Source organism: Carboxylicivirga caseinilyticus (assembly GCF_050589785.1).
Classification (GTDB): domain Bacteria; phylum Bacteroidota; class Bacteroidia; order Bacteroidales; family Marinilabiliaceae; genus Carboxylicivirga; species Carboxylicivirga caseinilyticus.
Map to the genome: position 1 here is coordinate 38,294 of NZ_JBNGOX010000016.1, position 18,933 is coordinate 57,226.

Consider the following 18,933-nt stretch of genomic DNA (forward strand, 5'->3'; position numbering starts at 1 on the left):
AATTAAAATATTAAATAAACAGATGAACATATTACTAATAGGTAATCCGAATGTCGGGAAAAGCGTAATCTTTAACAGGCTTACCGGGGTTGATGTAATATCATCGAACTACCCGGGAACTTCTGTTGATTACACCAGGGGTTTTCTATCAATTAGCGGAAAAAGGCATCAACTTATTGATGTTCCTGGTACATACACACTTGAACCTACTTGCAAAGCAGAGGAAATAGCCGTTGAATTACTGAAAGAAGGAGACGTTGTTATTAACGTTATCGATGCAACTAATCTGGAGCGCAGCTTAAACCTTACCCTTCAGCTTATAAAGCAGAAAATTCCGTTTGTAGCAGCCCTTAATTTGTTTGACGAAGCTGAACACACAGGTATTTTTATTGATGTTGAAAAGCTTGAGTGTATTCTTAATGTTACATGCATACCAACCTGTGCGTTAACCGGGGTAGGGATTAGTAAACTTGTTAATTCATTAGAAGAAGTTAAAGTGTCTGATTTTGACTTTGATAATGAAGATCGTTGGAATACAATTGGAAATATATTACAGGAAATACAGCATATCAAGCATAAACATCATACTTTTTTAGAAGCCCTGCGTGATTATTCTATTAAACCGGTTACCGGTATTCCTATTTTACTTATAATCCTGGTGTTAATGTTCTTATCTATTCGTTTTGTTAGCGAGGGCATAATTGAGCATATATCAAATCCGTTGTTTAATTCCTTGTGGACACCCGTTTTGGGTAAGTTGTCTGCCCTACTTCAAAACAATGAGTTGTTATCTAAACTATTATTTGGTGAGTTTAATACAGTACTAAATTATGAAACATCTTTCGGCTTACTTACAACAGGGTTATATATCCCAATAGGTATCGTATTGCCATATGTATTTTCTTTTTATACCATTCTGGCACTCATGGAAGATTCCGGGTATTTGCCAAGGGTGGCTGTAATGATGGATACCACCATGCATAAGGCAGGTATACACGGCCTTTCAATAATACCTATGCTTTTAGGGTTGGGGTGTAATGTACCAGGAGCTCTTGCCACAAGAATTCTTGAAACACGTAAAGAGAAATTTATTACCGCCACATTATTGTCAATAGCAATACCATGTATGGCTCTACAGGCAATGCTGTTTGGCTTGTTAGGTAGTTATGGCTATAAAGGTTTATTAATTGTGTTTACCACTCTTGTGATTGTATGGTTTATTGTTGGAAACATATTAAAACATACGGTCAAAGGCACTTCTCCCGAAATATTTATGGAGATACCGCCTTATCGCCTGCCATATTTTAAAGGGATTACTAAAAAAGTGTTTATGCGCATAAAATGGTTTATTAAAGAAGCCATCCCTTTTATGTTATTTGGTGTTTTGCTAGCTAATGTTCTATATGCTTTTAACATTTTACACGGCATTGAAAAAGTCGCATCTCCATTATTCGTGCACTGTTTAGGATTGCCCAAAGAGGCTGTTGGCGTATTGATATTAGGATTGTTGAGAAAAGACCTGGCTGTTGGTATGTTAATCCCATTACAACTAGAACTTAATCAACTCATTGTGGCTTCGGTGGTGTTGGCAATTTATTTTCCATGTGTAGCAACCTTTTCTGTTTTAATTAAAGAGTTGGGTATTAGGGATATGCTAAAGTCTGTTCTAATCATGCTAATTACTGCCATACTTGTAGGAACAATATTAAATCAGGTACTTAATCTAATATGATAAAAATACAATAGGAGACAAAATATGATAACTGCAAAAATTTCAGGAATAGAGGCATACTTGCCAGATTACAAATTAACCAACGAAAAACTAAGTGAAATGGTAGATACTTCCGATGAATGGATTACCAAACGGGTTGGTATTAAAGAACGAAGGATTTTAAAAGGAGAAGGTCTGGCAACATCCGATATGGGTGCAGAAGCCGTTAAAAAGCTTCTACAAAAAACCAATACATCAGCCGAAGAAATTGACTTGATAATTACCGCTACCGTTACTCCCGATATGTTTTTTCCGTCAACATCCTGTTTAATTGCTGATAAAGCAGGGATAAAAAATGCATGGGGATTTGATATAAGTGCTGCCTGTTCGGGTTTTCTTTTTTCCCTTCAAACAGCATCACAATTTATTGAAACTGGCAAACACAAAAAAGTAGTACTTGTGGCAGCCGATAAAATGTCGTCAATAACAGATTATACTGACCGCACAACCTGTGTTTTATTTGGCGATGCTGCCGTTGCCATGCTGTTAGAGCCCACTGAAGAAAAAACAGGGGTACTTGACCACGATTTGCATATTGACGGTTCAGGAAAAGACTTTTTGTATATGAAAGCAGGAGGTTCTCTCAGACCCGCCTCACACGAAACTGTCGATGCAAAAGAACATTTTATATACCAGGAAGGAAAATCGGTTTTTAAAGTTGCTGTTACAAGTATGGCTGATACTTCTGTTGGTATGATGAAAAAACATAATATAAGTGCTGAAGAACTGGCATGGTTTGTTCCCCATCAGGCAAATCTCCGCATTATTGAAGCTGTAGGTAAAAGAATGGGGCTAACGAAAGATAAGATTAAAATAAACATTGAACGTTACGGCAATACTACGGCTGCCACTATCCCTTTATGCTTGTGGGAGCTTGAAAAAGACCTAAAAAAAGGCGATAAGCTTATTTTATCAGCTTTTGGAGGCGGTTTTACCTGGGGTTCGATATACTTAAAATGGGCTTATGATAATTAACTACATAAAATATTTACAAGATGAATTTTAAAGAACTATTCGCAACAGATCCGCAAGATTTTGAAGGTTATAACACCCAAAAAATCAGGGATAAATTTCTTCTTGAAACCATTCTCGAAGATGATGAGATATACATTGTATATTCCCACAACGACCGTTTTATAGTAGGCGGAGCAGTACCAATTTCCAAAGAACTGAAACTGGAAACAGTAGATGCACTTAAAGCCGAATTCTTTTTAGCTCGTAGGGAACTTGGCGTAATAAATGTAGGAAAAGGAACAGGTGTTGTTAGTGTTGATGGAACTGAATACGAACTTAAATTCAAAGAAGCGCTGTATATTGGTTCAGGAAATAAAGAGGTTATATTTAAAAGTTCTGACAAGAAGACACCTGCCCGGTTTTACTTAAATTCAGCTCCTGCACACGCATCGTACCCGGTTAAAAAAATAACCCTTGATGATGCTGAATGTATCGATTTAGGTTCATTGGAAGAATCGAATGCTCGAAGAATTAATAAGCTTATTGTAAACAGCAATGTGCAAACCTGCCAATTACAAATGGGCATGACCGAATTAAAACCAGGAAGTGTTTGGAATACCATGCCTGCCCATACACATAGCCGCCGTATGGAAGCCTATTTTTATTTTGAAGTACCTGAAAAACAAGCAGTATGCCATTATATGGGTAAACCCGACGAAACAAGGCATATTTGGATGAAAAACGAACAAGCTGTAATCTCTCCCGCATGGTCAATCCATAGCGCATCCGGTACTTCTAATTATATTTTTGTTTGGGGTATGGCAGGCGAAAACCTTGATTATGGTGATATGGATGTGCATTTACCAACAGACTTAAAATAACGGACGAATAAATATGACTGGATTATACACGAAAGAATTTAGGGCAATCATGCAATCAAATGCCGATTGCTCTAAATTAAGAACAAACAGAATTGAAGAAATAAAAAACTTTGCTCAAAGTACTAATTTCAAACGGATAGGTATTGCTCATTGCATTTCTTTTTCTCACGAAGCAAAAGTGTTAAGTGATTATTTATCAAAATATTTCAACGTATATTCTGTTGATTGTAAATACGGCAACCTAACTAAAAAGGAGCTGTTAGGAGGTGAAAGTAAGCGTATATTATGCAATCCTGCCGGACAGGCTGATTTTTTAAATAATCATAAAACAGAACTTAACATTTCAATGGGATTGTGTGTAGGACACGATATGATATTTAGTAAACTATCCGAAGGTTTAGTAACCAATTTATTCGACAAGGACTTTACCAATAAACACAACTCTTTAAAAGCAATTAAAGAGTTAGAACATTATAACTAAAAGAAAATTACAAAATGATAACAATACCGGAATTAATAAAAAAAGAATGGAGCAATAAACAAGATGCTATAGTTTTAACTACAGTTTCTGAGGCAGGTATTCCAAATTCAATTTATGCTACACAGGCAGCATTATTCAATGATAACAAAGTACTAATTGCGAATAACAAGTTTAAAAAGACACTTGAAAACATTGAAAACAGTAAAAAAGTAACTGTATTATTTATTACAAAAGAGACAAAATCATATCAATTAAAAGGAAGCGTGTGTTACAAAACGGAAGGCGATGAGTTCAACGACATGAAAAAATGGAACAGAGCTGATTTGCCAGGTTATGGTGTTGCTGTTGTTGAAGTACAGGAAATTTTCTCCGGGGCAGAAAAAATAGTATAAACCAAAACATTGAATTATAAAACTCATAAGAATTATCATCATTCTAAATTTATTAAGTAGGCTATGAAAATTCTTATGGGTTCCATATGACAATTAATAGTAAAAATTACACGTATGAAACGAGTAGTAGTAACAGGTATGGGAGCATTAACGCCAATTGGTAATAATGTAAACGATTTTTGGAACAATCTTATTAAAGGTAAAAACGGAATATCAAAGATTACCAGGTTCGATGCCTCTAATTTAAAAACACAGATTGCAGCAGAAGTAAAAAATTTCGATCCTTTACAATATCTGGAAAAAGCAGAAGTCCGCAAACAAGATGCTTTTGTACACTATGCCATTGCAGTTATGGAAGAATGCTTGGCTGATGCAAAAATTCAATTAGACGAAACAGACTTAAAACGAACCGGGGTAATATGGGGTTCGGGTATAGGAGGGATAAAAACTTTCGAAGACGAAGTGACAAGCTTTAACCGTAACCCGGAGATATCACGGTTTAGTCCCTTCTTTATTACCAAGCTTATTTCTAATATGGCAGCCGGGTATATCTCCATACGTTATGGTTTAAAAGGTGTTAGTTATGTTACTACATCTGCTTGCGCATCAAGTAATAATGCCATAATTGATGCTTTTAACCTTATTCGTTTAGGCAAGGCCAATGCTATTTTTGCAGGTGGTTCAGAAGCCTGTGTAACACAATCTGGTATTGGTGGTTTTAGTTCTATGAGAGCTATATCTGCGCGAAACGACAGTCCCGAAACGGCTTCTCGTCCTTTCGATAAAACCCGTGATGGTTTTGTAATGGGTGAAGGTGCAGGCGTACTATTATTAGAAGAACTGGAACATGCCAAACAGCGAGGAGCAAAAATATATTGCGAATTAGCCGGAGGTGGTTTTAGTTCCGATGCTTATCACATTGCAGCACCACATCCCGAAGGTGAAGGAGCTGTTACAGCAATGCTTGATGCCATCAATGAAGCCGGGCTTGCACCTTCTGACATTGATTATATCAGCGCACACGGAACGTCAACCCCTGTGGGTGATTTAAGCGAATGTAAAGCTATCTGCAATGTGTTTTCCAATAACCTGGAAAGTCTACATGTAAGTGCAAACAAGTCGATGATTGGTCATTTATTGGGTGCTGCCGGGGCTGTTGAAGCAGTAGCGTGTGTTATGGCAATTAAAGAAGGTGTTGTCCCTCCAACAATGAACCTTAACGAAACCGACCCTGATATAGACAATGCCCTGAATTTAACCCCAAACAAAGCGGTTAATAAAGAAATAAATACGGCGTTGAACAACACCTTTGGCTTTGGAGGTCATATTTTTACTTCTCTGTTTAAACGATTTATTTAATTTGCTATGATAATTTTTGGGCCAGTACCTTCAAGAAGGTTAATTACAAGTTTAGGAATTAACAATATTTTACCACCAAAACAGTGTTCTTATTCCTGTGTGTACTGCCAGGTTGGAGAAACCTCCAATAAGTCGATGTTCAGGACTGAACTTTACAAACCACAGCACATTTACGAGAAAGTTAAATCGCATTTAAAAAAATTAGACCTTACACACCGACCGAAATACCTTACCATTGTTGCCAATGGAGAACCTACCCTTGATATAAACCTGGGTACTTTAATCAGGCAATTGCAGCAATTAGGTTTGCCTGTTGCGGTAATTACCAATGCAAGTTTATTAGACAAAGAACATACCCGTAACGATTTATATAATGCCGATTGGGTTTCGGTTAAAATAGATTCGGTTAATGAAGCATCCTGGAAAAAAATTAACCGCCCGTATATTTGGCTAAATCTTGATGCAATTCTTGAAGGGATTAAAATCTTTAGCAATGATTATAAAGGAATCTTAAACACTGAGACTATGCTAGTTGAAGGGTATAACGATAGTATATCTGATATTCAGAATACCGCAAAATTTATTTCAGGATTAAAACCAAATAAAGCATATATATCAATCCCTACTCGTCCACCTGTTGAAAAGGGAGTAAAACCTGTTTCGGAGGCTCGGATTGCGGAAGCATGGCAGATATTTAAAAACCACAACATTAATGTAGAAACCCTTACGGGGTTTGAAGGGACAGACACAGGATACACTGGCGATGCTCAGGCAGATATTCTTACAATTTCATCCGTTCACCCTTTAAGGGAAGATACCATTGACGAATTACTTGAAAAAGATTCCGCTGATCACTCTGTGCTTGAACAACTTATACAAAACGGTAAAATAAAGAAGTCGAGTTTTAATGGATTTAATTATTACACGAGAACTTATAACACTTAGCCAATGAAAGGGTTTATTCAGGTTTATACAGGCAATGGAAAAGGAAAAACAACCGCAGCTATAGGTTTGTCAATCAGGGCAGTTGGCGCTGGGAAAAAGGTGTTTTTTGCCCAATTCGTAAAAGGCAAGCCTTATTCTGAAATCACTGTACTGCAAAAGCTTTCGCCTACAATTACTCTAAAACAATACGGTTTAGGTTGTTTTATAGAAAAAGAGCCAACAAAAGCAGATATTGAAAGCGCACAAAAAGGATTACAGGAAATCAAAAAATTTATTCAAGCAGTATCCTATGATGTAATTGTATTGGATGAAGCCAATATTGCACTTTTCTTCAACCTTTTCTCTGTAAAGGATTTGATTAAAATAGTGCAATCTAAACCTCCCGAAACAGAGATAATAATAACTGGACGATATGCCCCCGAAGAAATTATTGCTATTGCCGATCTGGTAACTGAAATGAAAGAAGTTAAACATTACTATAATTCGGGCATTGAAGCTCGAAAAGGAATAGAATTTTAAAATGATGATGATAACAGACGAAATACAATTACGCCCCAGATATGGAGAGGTTGACCAGATGGGATATGTTTACCATGCCAATTATGTTAGCTATTGCCATCTGGCTCGTACTGAATTACTACGAAAGATGGGTATTTCGACTGTTGTTTTTGTCGATAGTAAAAACTGGTATCCAATGGGTGTACCTGATTTTGTTGAAGAAGCTTTAAACATTCATCTTAATGAAAAAACCACATGCAATTAACCGTATTAACTGACAATTGTGCAGGAGCAAGTTTCCTTGCCGAGCATGGACTTTCTTATCTTATCGAAATAAAAGAGCATAAAATTCTTTTCGATACAGGGCACAGCGATGTATTTCTCAAAAATGCAACAAAGCTTGGTATTGATTTGTATAAAGAAGTAAGTACCATTATTCTAAGTCATGGACACTGGGATCACGGTAACGGATTAGCAAACCTTAAAGACAAAGCTCTAATCACCCACCCTTTATCTTTTATGGAAAGGTTTCGAGGAAATGATAACAGTTATATTGGTTTAGGCTTAACAGAGGGTGAAGTTAAGCACAAATATAACTTGATAACCACAGAGCAACCTTATATAGTTTTTAAAGATATTTATTTTCTTGGTGAAATTCCACGACTAACTGAATTTGAATCAAAAACTACTCCTTTTATTGATAAACAAAATCAACCTGATTATGTGCCAGATGATTCTGCCATAGTCGTAGTGCAAAATGATGAACTTATCATTATTAGCGGATGTGCACATTCAGGTATTTGTAATACTATCCTACATGCACAAAAAGTAACAGGTATAACAAAAGTAAAAGCAGTTATAGGCGGTTTCCACCTAAAAACAGACAATAAACAGACCAAAGAAACCATTCGCTTTTTAAAGAATCAGAATATTCAAAACATATATCCAGCGCATTGTACACAATTAGATGCACTAATTGCATTTCGCAAGGAATTTAGTTTTCCTCAAATTAAAACAGGGATGATTTTAAAATTTTAAAACTAATATGATAAGATTAATTATAAGCATATCGTTAATAGTTGTACTTACAGGGTGTAAACAAACCCCATGCGAAAACCTTATACTTTTCGCCGGAGTTGGTATGACAGATGCCGTAAAGGAAATCGCTAAAAAATTTAGAGAAGAAACTAGCATTGAAGTTAAGTTAAGTCTGGCAAGTTCTGCAATACTTGTTATGCAACTTGAATCGGGAGCACCTGCTGATATGATAATATTGGCCAGCAAACAATGGGCTGACTATGCAGAGGAAAAGCAATTAGTTATAGATAGCACATCTTATACCGTAGCACAGAACGAACTTGTTTTAGTTGCTCCTAAAAACAGTAAGCTGCAATCCATAGAAATTAATCAACAAACAGATTTACCAAATATTATTCAGGGTAAAATTGGCATTGGTAATCCTGAAACAGTTCCGGCAGGCAGATACTTAATGCAAAGTTTGGAATACTTTGGTTGGGATTCTGCTTTTAGAGGTCGTTTTATAAATGCCAGAGATGTTAGGGCAGCTTTAAGCTATGCCGAGCTGGGTGAGGTAAGCGCAAGTGTTGTTTTTGCCTCTGATGCTATTAAATCCACAAAAGTTAAGGTTATTGGTACATTCCCTCAAAACTCACATAAGCCTATTGAATTTATAAGTTATATGGTTGTCGATAACCCGAAAGTGAATAAACTTTATGAATATATTACTTCTGAAAAAGGATTGAAAATTTGGGAGAAACATGGTTTTCTTACTGTAAAATAATTAATTATAATCGGCTCAAACTAAATCATAGAACCATTCATGACTTTGAGATAGATTTAATTAAACGATGTTGAAACTTGTGAATTCAAATTTTAAAATAAAAGGAACAGTAATTAATAAAAAAGGTTAATATGATGGCAAAAAAGATAATTGTAATTGGTGGGTCAGCTGCCGGCCCCAAAGCAGCTGCAAGGGCAAGAAGAATGGACGAAAATGCAGAAATAACAATATTTCAGAAAAGTCCCGATTTATCAATGGCATCCTGTGGATACCCATATTTTGTTGGTGGTTTTTTCGATGACCGCAACAAATTACTTTGCACTCCCACAGGTGCGGTTCGCGACCCTAAGTTTTATTGGAACGCCAAAGGTATTTTAGCTAAAGTAAATACCGAGGTTACAAAAATAGATATCAAAAACAAGAAGATTGAATTTAAGGATTTAACAAGTGGAGAACAAGGCTCTCAGGAATATGATAAGTTAATCATTACTACAGGAGCGACAGCAAATATGCCTCCAATACCCGGAACAAACCTTAATGGGATAACAACTTTACAGTCGATGCAAGATGCTGATTACTTGCGCAAAATCCGAGATGAAGGTAAGATTAAAAAAGCCGTTGTTATTGGTGGAGGATTAATAGGTATTGAAACACTTGAAGCTTTACACTTAGCAGGCATCGAACTTACCATGATTGAATTGCTTCCTCAGCTTCTTACATTTCTCGATTGGAAGATGGCTAAGTTGGTTGAGAACTACCTCAAGACTAAGGCTAATGTTATTACCCAAAATGGGGTTGCTGAATTTCTTGGAGAAAACGGTAAACTTACAGGTGTAAAACTTCAAAACGGAACTGAAATCCCGTGCGAATTAGCTGTGGTAGCCATAGGTGTAAAACCCAATGTTAAACTAGCAAAAGAGGCAGGGCTAAAAATTGGAGCATTAGGTGGTATTCTTGTCGATGAACACATGCAAACGTCTACCTCTGACGTTTATGCAGCAGGCGATTGTTGCGAAATTAAAAATATCATTACAAGAAATAGCGTACTTGCTCCCTATGGCGACCTTGCAAACCTTGAGGGACGTGTGGCTGGCGAAAATGTTATTAAAGGAAATGTTGCTACTTTTCCCGGAACACAACAAACAGGTATTTGTAAATTGTTTGATTATGGCATTGGGATAACCGGATTATCAGAATCCAAAGCAAAGGAAGCAGGAATGGATTTTGAGAAAGTTGTAAATGCTAGTCCTGATAAACCTGGCTTTATGGATGGTAAATTGCTAATAACTAAATTGCTTGCAGAAAAAACTACTGGCAAAATTCTGGGAGCGCAATGCCTTGGTCCAGGCGATGTAAGCAAACAACTGGCTATTTGGGCTACTGCCATAAAAGGTGGTTTAACGGTTGATGACATGGTAAATGCCGACCTTCCCTATGCACCTCCGTTTTCTTTAGCTATTGACCATAGCATAGCATCAGCACATATATTACAAAATAAAATGCACGGTATTTTTAATGGAATATCTTCATTAGAATTAAAAGAAAAACTGGATAACAAAGAAGACCTGTTTATACTGGATGTCCGTGGAGCTGATGAGTACGAACAAACACGCTTAGGTATTGGAGAGACATTAATCCCGATAGGAATGCTCCGTATAAGGCTAAATGAACTACCGGAAGATAAAAACAAAGAGATTATCACTTATTGTAAAATTTCACTACGTGGTTATGAAGCAGCAGTTTTATTACAAGCACATGGATACACTAACGTAAAAGTGCTTGAAGGTGGAGTTGCTGCATGGCCATTTGAGAAAGAAAAATAACACTGAAGGTATCTAAAAAATGTAATAAACATGCGTTTGTGATAAACTATAAAAATAGAGAGATATGAAAATATTACAATTTCTTCAAAAAAACTTGGTTTTTACGATTCCCGCTTTTATGGTGCTTGGTTTAATATATGGTGCAAACATAGATGCCGTAAGATTAAAAACAACAATACTACCGTTGACATTTCTCATGGTTTATCCGATGATGGTAAACTTGAATATTAAAAAAGTCTTTTCGAAAGGAGACAATAAAGTTCAGGTTACAACTCAACTTATTAATTTTATATTAATCCCTTTTATTGGGTATATACTTGGTCGTTTATTTTTTCCTGAAAATCCAATTTTAATGCTGGGTTTGTTGTTAACTTCTTTATTGCCTACTTCTGGAATGACTATTTCTTGGACAGGATTTGCTAAAGGTAATATGGTAGAAGCTGTAAAAATGACAGTAATAGGTCTTATTTTAGGTTCTGCAATTACTCCATTGTATTTGCAACTTTTATTAGGTGCAAAAATAGAAATTCCTTTGGCTAAAGTATTTCAACAAATTATAGTGGTCGTTTTTCTTCCGATGCTATTTGGTTACATAACTCAGCAATTCATCATAAAAAAGTATGGAATGGCTAAATACCAAAAAGATATAAAAAAGATATTTCCACCTATATCTACTCTTGGAGTGTTAAGTATAGTATTTGTAGCAATGGCATTAAAAGCAAAGTCAATAGTTGCCGACCCAACAGTCTTAATAAAGTATGCTATTCCATTAGCTATATTGTATATTGCAAACTTTGCTATAAGTACTCTAATTGGAAAGTATTTCTTTACACGTGCAAATGGAATTGCCTTGGTATATGGAAGTGTTTTGCGTAACCTTTCTATTGCCTTGGCAATTGCAATGACTGTGTTTGGCTCTGAGGGTTCAGAAATTGCGCTAATAATTGCAGTAGCTTATATTATTCAAACGCAATCGGCTGCATGGTATGTTAAATTTACCAATGTAATATTTGGACAAGCACCACCAGATGTAGCTGGCGATGTAATGAGTAAAGGAGTCTTTACTATAAATGATGATAAAAGTATTAAGGAAGCCATAGAATTATTTGAAGAAGAACATATTCATTCTTTAGTAGTAATGGACTCAACTAATAAGCCAATAGGTATACTCAATACAAGAAACTTGTTTGACCATATAATAAACAACAGCACAGATATTTCTCAGAAAATATCGAATATTGATCTTAAACCAATTCTCATTTTCAATGAAACTGACCCATTAATATTAATTGGAAAAGAAATGAAAGATAATAATGTGTACAAGGTACTGGTCAAGGATGTCAAACAACAACTCTGTGGCGTAATTACCGAAACAACCTACTTTAAAAGAATTGTGAAAAGCAAATAAACTAAAATGCTTTCTAAAAAATGGATATTAAAAAAATATAAATCTGTTTTCTTATTAAAATCGTAAACATTTCGTAATTTTATTTGTTCTTTGATAAGAATATTTCTCCGAAAAGAAATTATATAATGAAGAAGTTGACAGAACAAATAAGCGAAAAGATTAAAAGCGAAGGATTAAAAGTAACCCCTCAGCGAATGGCTGTGTTAAAAGCTGTTTATGAGCTTAATAATCATCCAACAGCGGATAACATACTCGCCTATGTGAGAAAGGAAAATCCCAATGTTGCGATGGGTACAATTTACAAAGTGCTTGATACGCTAATCGAAAATAAACTTGTCAAGAAGGTTACAACAGATAATGGAGTTATGCGATACGATGGAATTATGGAAAATCACCATCATTTGTATTGTGTGGAGTGTGATTTAATAGAGGATTACAACGATAAAGAACTTGACAAGCTGTTAACTGATTATTTCAAGAAAAAAAACATTAAAGGGTTTAAACTAAAAAATTTTGTATTGCAAATAAATGGAACTTTTAATAAATGTTGAATTTAAAAATTAAAAAATGGAAGAAAATCAAGAATTACAAGCAGTGAGTATGCCACGTATTGGTGACCCTGCACCGGAATTTAAAGCAGTAACCACACAAGGTGAAATCAATTTTCCCTCTGATTATAAAGGCAAATGGTCAATTTTATTCAGCCATCCTGCTGATTTTACACCTGTATGTACATCAGAATTTATGACTTTTGCTCATATGGAGAAGCAATTCAATGAAGCTAATTGTGAGCTTATCGGTCTTTCTATTGACGGCTTGTACAGTCATATTGCATGGCTACGCACCATTAAAGAAAAAATTGAATATAAAGGGATGAAAGACATAGAAGTTACTTTTCCTTTGATTGAAGATATTAAAATGGATGTTGCTAAGAAATATGGCATGATTCAACCCAATGAAGACTCAACTAAAGCTGTTCGCGCCGTTTTCTTTGTTGATCCAAAAGGAATTATTCGTGCTATCATTTATTATCCTTTAAGTTTAGGCAGAAACTTTGATGAGCTATACCGTGCATTAATTGCAATGCAAGCTGCTGATGAATTTGGAGTAGCAACTCCTGCTGATTGGAGACCAGGAGACGATGTGATTATTAGCCCAGCGGGTTCATGTGGTACAGCAAAAGATAGAATGGAAGATAGTGAAATAGATTGTAAGGATTGGTTCTTCTGTACCAAGAAGCTAGATAAAGACGAAGTTTTGAAGAAGGTGTTAAAAAAGTAAGCTTTTATTCTCTAAAATAGGAAGTCGGTGAATAGCCGACTTTTTTCGTTTATTACATTTTTTTCGCATAATTAATGGTTAACACAGGTTAACATAGAGACCAACAGCTTGTTAACCATTAAGTGACAGAATTTCTATTATTTACAAGCATAGTTAACAAAGTTAACAAGGTTAACGTGTTTTTTTGAGTATTTGGTTTTCAAAGTTTGTTTAGGCCTTCAATAATAAAAATATTTTCCAATTTAATTCCAAATTAATATATTTACAGAACAATTTACCAAAGGGTGTAATACTATGAATTGTGCCTAAAGAAATACATATAACACTTAAAATAAGCCTCTTACAGAGGCTTTTCGTGTTTATAGACCCTTTGTGTTTTTTGATTTATTACGATATACTTTGTTTTATTAGTAATAGAATCCTGTTTAATTCCACGCATGCTTTTCAAAATGCTTTTTGTTTCAAAAAAGTATTCATTTCTCGCAAATTTTTTCAAATATGATAATACGAAGAACAATATTAAAACAAGACATTGTAAAGAAGTTATATCCCAATAGTATTTCTATAAGGTCGGCAATGCAGCAACTCAGATGTGAAATTGAAATTTGCCCTCCATTAAAAGAACAAATTGCAAAAGCCGGAAATACCAGATGCCATTATTACAACAAACAGCAACTCCTTTTAATCCTGGAACACTTTAGTATATCACTTGAAGAATTTGAACAGCTATGAAGTATTTTCAGGGTATTACTAATGTGGAGCAAGCCAAACTACGTTATCGTCATTTAGCAAAGCAACTCCATCCTGATGCCGGGGGAACTGTACTTGAGTTTCAAAAAATGCAGGATGAATATAGAATTACACTTTCAAGATTGCAAGAATGTCACAATCCCGTTAGTAGTCATTTTTCAAAGGCTACACCCAATGACTTTTTTCAAGGTGAATCACCTGAAAAAGAATTGTTGATTATTTTAGGGAAAATGGCAAAGGTGCTTATTAAAAAGCAAGTGCCACAAAATTATCTACGTCGGAAGATTACAACGACAAATTCTTCGATAAAGAAAGATGTGCTAAATGAAATAGTGGACATCTTGAATGAGTTATAAGGGATTGAATAATGCTAAAAAATAGTTCTTTTTAGAACTCACACAGTTCTAATTCTAATATTCTTTATAGTCCTTAAGCTATAATTCTTGCTATATTACCAATGATTTATAAGATAAAATGACCAATTCTTTTAGCAAATTCGCTCATCAAGTTACCATTGGCAACCTTACAAATAGACAAATACAAACAAAAATAACCACATTTAGCATATTCAAGACAATTATAAAAAAATCTGAGCAAAACCAGCCAGAGCAGACTACGCAATAGGTATAGGTTTGTAGCATAATTTTTATAGCAATTATGCAAAAGCCGGATTCACATACTATTCAGGAAGCTACTCAGAGGGCAAAACAACGCCTTCCCATAGGGGAACTGCAAAGAAGAAATAAATACAAGGATATTACAGAACAGGAATACAATGACCTTTTTGATTGCGCTGAAACCTTTTCTTTATTGATTCTTGAGTCCTTATCAAAGGAAAAAGTTGTGGAGCAAGAGATATAGTGTTATGTAAAATCCAGGGAATCAGTATATTTGTAGAGAGTAAGTCTAAAAATGTAGTTTATGAGCAACTTATCCCTTTTTCAACAATTTGCACCGAAAGTCCCTGAAAAATTCAAGGAGGGTAACAATGCGGTAATTTATACAAGAGTTTCATCGGCAGACCAGGAAGATAATACAAGTCTTGGTTCTCAGAAAAAGCATTGCGAAAAGTTTGCTGAACGAAGGGGATTAAATGTTGTAGGCTATTTTGGTGGGACTTACGAATCAGCCAAAACTGATGACCGTAAAGAATTCAACAAGATGCTAACCTTTGTAAAGAGGTCAAAAAGCATTAATTACGTAATCGTATATTCTTATGAGCGCTTTTCTCGCTCAGGTATTAATGGAGCTTCTATTGCAAATGACTTAATCAAAAAGCATGGGATTATTACATTAGCAGTTACGCAAGAATTAGACCCAACAACTCCTGCTGGCTCGTTCCAACAAAATATTCTTTTCCTTGTAGGGCAAATGGACAATGAATTGAGGCGAGATAAGGTAGTAACCGGAATGAAAGAACTGCTAATAAAAGGACATTGGGTTTGGGCTGCTCCAAGAGGTTATACTGACCTCAATAAAGGAAAAGCAACTGAGCGTAATTTAGTAATAAATGACGAAGGTAAAATATTAAAGAAGGCTTTCGAATGGAAAGCATATAAACAAACTCCTAATGCAGAAATATCTCGTAAATTAAAAACATTGGGTGTTGATATCTCTGAAAAAAGATTACACAACCTATTTACAAATCCGTTTTACTGTGGTTTAATTACAAGCAAAATGCTACCGGGTGAGGTTATTGAGGGTCGTCATGAACCAATGGTCACTCGTGATTTGTTTTTACAAGTAAATAATATTCGACAGGAAAATAGAGTTCATGGCTTTGTGCATGACAAAGACAATGAGAATCTGCCATTAAAAGTATTTACAAAGTGTGAGAAATGTGGAAAGCCAATGACCGGATATTTGGTTAAAAAGAAAGGAATTTACTATTACAAATGCAGAACGAAAGGTTGCAGAGTGAATAAAAGTGCCAAATCATTGCACCAAATGTTTCAGAATTTAGTTTCTGCTTTTCATATCGACAAAGATGAGCAAGAAGTAATCAAGGTCGTACTATCAGAACAAATGAATGTATTTTTCAAATCGAAGAGTGAAGACTCAAAAAAACTAAAAGCTCAAAAAAGTGAAGTACAAAAGAAACTGGATGCAATCGAAGAAAGGTTTGTTATCGGAGAAATAGACCGTTCATTATATAATAAGTTTAAGCCTAAATTCGAGAAAGAAATTATCGAAATTGAGCAGGAATTAAATTCAATGGGCAATTATAGTTCGAACCTCAATAAAGCTTTGAAATTTGTCACTAAAATAAGTTCTAATTTATTGAATATGTGGGAATCACTTAGTATTGACAGTAAGAAAGTATTCCAAAAAATGCTATTCCCCGAAGGAATTTACTACAATCACGAAAACAACCAAGTTCGAACCCCTCGTGTAAATTCTTTTTTCTCTCTAATCCCTGAACTGGCAAGGTACACAGAAGGACATAAAAAAGGGGATTTTATCAATAATGACAAAATCCCCGCTTTTGTGATCCCGAAGGGACTCTTTAAATTTCGTAATCTATTTTGTTTTAAATAGTTGTAAAGCACTTAAAATCAAGGTCTCGATATAGTCTCTTCTGATATTGAGAACTTTTGATTACAAATATACAATGAATGTATGCAATGTGAAAAAATACTTGGATTATATTTTAAAACCACCCTTTACTGATACAATTCTCCCCTTTACTTTCTACGCGGGCTTTGACAGTCTTAAAAATCAGGTTATTATTGAGTCTCATGTTATAACCTTAAATGTGACAATTATGAAAATTGGTTATGCAAGGGTAAATGGCAAATATCAGAATTTGGAGATGCAAATTGAAACATTGAATAAAACAGGTTGTACTAAAATCTTTCAGAGAACAAAAAGTGTATTAAAAGAATGTCCGTAACATGAGAAAATGGTTATTCTTTTATAGGAAATTGTACATTTGAATCAGTTTAAAAGGGTAATGCTTATGATTGATAATAAGTAAAGAAAGAATCTGATTATTAATTTTTTATAAGTATCAATAATAATTTTGTGTTAATAGATTATACTAAATATGGAAAAAATTGACAATATAGAACTTGTTTATTTAAAACCAAGTGATTATGATGAATTAAAAAATGCAATGTTGGAGGCATATGCTAATTTACAAAATGCATACTGGAAGCCCAACCATATTGACACATTAGTTGCTAAATTTCCTGAAGGGCAGGTAGTAATAAAAATAAATGATGAATTTGCTGGATGTGCGTTGTCAATAATTGTTGATTATGATAAGTTTGATAATAAGCATACTTATAAAGAAATTACAGGCAATTACTCATTTGATACCCATACTAATGATGGAGATATATTATATGGCATAGATGTTTTTGTTCGCCCCAAGTTTCGAGGATTGAGACTTGGAAGAAGACTATATGATTATAGAAAGGAACTCTGTGAGAGATTAAATCTGAAAGGAATTGTTTTTGGAGGGCGAATCCCGAATTACTACAAATACATTTCAGACTTAACACCTAAAGAGTATATTGATAAAGTTAGAAGAAAAGAAATTCATGATCCAGTTCTTGACTTTCAGATGTCTAATGATTTTCATCCGGCTAAAGTATTAAAAGGATATTTAGAAGGCGATCACGAATCAAATGAGTACGCTGTATTATTAGAATGGGATAATGTTTATTATGAAAAACCAACTAAGAAGGCGGCTATAAAAAAGAGTATTGTTCGATTAGGATTGGTCCAATGGCAAATGAGATTATATAAAGATTTACATGAAGTTATGCAGCAAGCTGAATACTTTGTAGATGCAGTTTCTGGTTATAGAGCTGATTTTGCATTGTTTCCAGAATTTTTTAATGCTCCATTGATGGCAAAGGCAAATCATTTATCAGAACCTGATGCAATAAGATATTTAGCTCAATTTACATCTGAAATTGTTAATAAATTCTCGAAATTATCCATATCATATAATATTAATATAATTACTGGCAGTATGCCAGAATTAATTGATAATGAGTTGTATAATGTTGGATATTTATGCAAGAGGGATGGAGGAGTTGAAAGATTTGAGAAAATACATGTTACACCTGATGAAGCAAAGGTTTGGGGGTTACAAGGAGGAAATACATTAAAAACTTTTGATACAGATTGTGGTAAAATTGGAATCTTGATTTGTTATGATGTTGAGTTTCCTGAATTGAGTCGATTATTAGCTGATGATGGTATGGATATTCTTTTTGTACCATTTTTAACTGATACACAAAATGGTTATTCAAGAGTACGAAATTGTGCACAGGCAAGAGCAATTGAAAATGAATGTTTTGTTGCCATTGCTGGAAGTGTAGGGAATCTTCCAAAAGTTCATAATATGGATATTCAATATGCACAATCAATGGTATTTACACCATGTGATTTTTCATTTCCAACAAATGGTATAAAGGCAGAAGCAACGCCAAATACCGAAATGATATTGCTTGCTGATGTTGATATTAATTCTTTAAGAGAATTAAACCAGTTTGGAAGTGTAAGAAATTTAAAGGATAGAAGAACAGATATATTCAAATTAGAAAGAAATAGTAAGTAAGTTTTTAAGTTCTTAA

21 protein-coding genes are annotated in these 18,933 nt (G+C 34.7%); all 21 read left to right on the top strand.

Annotated elements, in window-relative coordinates:
- The first annotated feature begins 22 nt into the window (after positions 1–22).
- The 21 genes from ACRD62_RS10155 (at position 23) to ACRD62_RS10255 (ending at position 18,917) form a co-directional block, all read left to right on the top strand.
- Positions 23–1,732, top strand: coding sequence for a FeoB small GTPase domain-containing protein (locus tag ACRD62_RS10155; protein WP_430820007.1), 1,710 nt, complete (start codon positions 23–25; stop codon positions 1,730–1,732).
- Positions 1,733–1,756: 24 nt separating this feature from the next.
- A complete protein-coding gene (locus ACRD62_RS10160) occupies positions 1,757–2,746 on the top strand; it encodes a beta-ketoacyl-ACP synthase III (RefSeq protein ID WP_301200372.1) in 990 nt (329 codons plus the stop codon).
- A 20-nt stretch (positions 2,747–2,766) separates the two neighbouring features.
- Positions 2,767–3,606: a 5-dehydro-4-deoxy-D-glucuronate isomerase gene (gene kduI, locus ACRD62_RS10165; protein ID WP_301200370.1), complete on the top strand. Its 840-nt coding sequence runs from the start codon at positions 2,767–2,769 to the stop codon at positions 3,604–3,606.
- Positions 3,607–3,619: 13 nt separating this feature from the next.
- The gene (locus ACRD62_RS10170; RefSeq protein WP_301200368.1) at positions 3,620–4,087 is read left to right on the top strand and encodes a DUF1847 domain-containing protein; all 468 of its coding nucleotides are present in this window, start codon (positions 3,620–3,622) and stop codon (positions 4,085–4,087) included.
- A 14-nt stretch (positions 4,088–4,101) separates the two neighbouring features.
- Positions 4,102–4,479, top strand: coding sequence for a pyridoxamine 5'-phosphate oxidase family protein (locus tag ACRD62_RS10175; RefSeq protein WP_319399555.1), 378 nt, complete (start codon positions 4,102–4,104; stop codon positions 4,477–4,479).
- Positions 4,480–4,593: 114 nt separating this feature from the next.
- Positions 4,594–5,838, top strand: coding sequence for a beta-ketoacyl-ACP synthase II (gene fabF / locus ACRD62_RS10180; RefSeq protein WP_301200364.1), 1,245 nt, complete (start codon positions 4,594–4,596; stop codon positions 5,836–5,838).
- Positions 5,839–5,844: 6 nt separating this feature from the next.
- Complete coding sequence (locus tag ACRD62_RS10185; RefSeq protein ID WP_319399554.1) at positions 5,845–6,783, top strand: radical SAM protein; 939 nt, start codon at positions 5,845–5,847, stop codon at positions 6,781–6,783.
- Between the two features lie 3 nt (positions 6,784–6,786).
- Positions 6,787–7,302, top strand: coding sequence for a cob(I)yrinic acid a,c-diamide adenosyltransferase (cobO, locus tag ACRD62_RS10190; protein WP_430820008.1), 516 nt, complete (start codon positions 6,787–6,789; stop codon positions 7,300–7,302).
- Position 7,303: 1 nt separating this feature from the next.
- Positions 7,304–7,546: an acyl-CoA thioesterase gene (locus ACRD62_RS10195; protein WP_430820009.1), complete on the top strand. Its 243-nt coding sequence runs from the start codon at positions 7,304–7,306 to the stop codon at positions 7,544–7,546.
- The gene (locus ACRD62_RS10200; protein ID WP_430820010.1) at positions 7,537–8,319 is read left to right on the top strand and encodes an MBL fold metallo-hydrolase; all 783 of its coding nucleotides are present in this window, start codon (positions 7,537–7,539) and stop codon (positions 8,317–8,319) included. Before ACRD62_RS10195 ends, ACRD62_RS10200 begins: the two co-directional genes overlap by 10 nt.
- A gap of 7 nt (positions 8,320–8,326) precedes the next feature.
- On the top strand, positions 8,327–9,082 hold the full coding sequence (gene modA, locus ACRD62_RS10205; protein ID WP_430820011.1) for a molybdate ABC transporter substrate-binding protein: 756 nt from the start codon (positions 8,327–8,329) through the stop codon (positions 9,080–9,082).
- 131 nt (positions 9,083–9,213) lie between these two features.
- The gene (locus tag ACRD62_RS10210) at positions 9,214–10,905 is read left to right on the top strand and encodes an FAD-dependent oxidoreductase (protein WP_319399550.1); all 1,692 of its coding nucleotides are present in this window, start codon (positions 9,214–9,216) and stop codon (positions 10,903–10,905) included.
- Positions 10,906–10,969: 64 nt separating this feature from the next.
- Entirely contained in the window at positions 10,970–12,313 is a 1,344-nt protein-coding gene (locus ACRD62_RS10215) for a bile acid:sodium symporter (protein ID WP_430820012.1), read from the top strand.
- A 125-nt stretch (positions 12,314–12,438) separates the two neighbouring features.
- The gene (locus tag ACRD62_RS10220) at positions 12,439–12,864 is read left to right on the top strand and encodes a Fur family transcriptional regulator (RefSeq protein WP_301200348.1); all 426 of its coding nucleotides are present in this window, start codon (positions 12,439–12,441) and stop codon (positions 12,862–12,864) included.
- Between the two features lie 16 nt (positions 12,865–12,880).
- Positions 12,881–13,594, top strand: coding sequence for a peroxiredoxin (locus ACRD62_RS10225; RefSeq protein WP_301200346.1), 714 nt, complete (start codon positions 12,881–12,883; stop codon positions 13,592–13,594).
- Positions 13,595–14,092: 498 nt separating this feature from the next.
- A complete protein-coding gene (locus ACRD62_RS10230) occupies positions 14,093–14,326 on the top strand; it encodes a DUF4248 domain-containing protein (protein ID WP_430820013.1) in 234 nt (77 codons plus the stop codon).
- Complete coding sequence (locus tag ACRD62_RS10235; protein WP_430820014.1) at positions 14,323–14,700, top strand: hypothetical protein; 378 nt, start codon at positions 14,323–14,325, stop codon at positions 14,698–14,700. The genes ACRD62_RS10230 and ACRD62_RS10235 overlap by 4 nt, the downstream gene beginning before the upstream one ends.
- 301 nt (positions 14,701–15,001) lie before the next feature.
- Positions 15,002–15,205, top strand: a complete 204-nt coding sequence (locus tag ACRD62_RS10240) for a hypothetical protein (RefSeq protein WP_430820015.1) — start codon at positions 15,002–15,004, stop codon at positions 15,203–15,205.
- A 60-nt stretch (positions 15,206–15,265) separates the two neighbouring features.
- A complete protein-coding gene (locus tag ACRD62_RS10245) occupies positions 15,266–16,882 on the top strand; it encodes a recombinase family protein (protein ID WP_430820016.1) in 1,617 nt (538 codons plus the stop codon).
- A 226-nt stretch (positions 16,883–17,108) separates the two neighbouring features.
- A complete protein-coding gene (locus tag ACRD62_RS10250; protein ID WP_430820017.1) occupies positions 17,109–17,237 on the top strand; it encodes a recombinase family protein in 129 nt (42 codons plus the stop codon).
- 153 nt (positions 17,238–17,390) lie between these two features.
- Positions 17,391–18,917 (top strand): carbon-nitrogen hydrolase family protein, encoded by a 1,527-nt coding sequence (locus tag ACRD62_RS10255; RefSeq protein WP_430820018.1) that lies wholly within the window; start codon positions 17,391–17,393, stop codon positions 18,915–18,917.
- Positions 18,918–18,933: the final 16 nt, after the last annotated feature.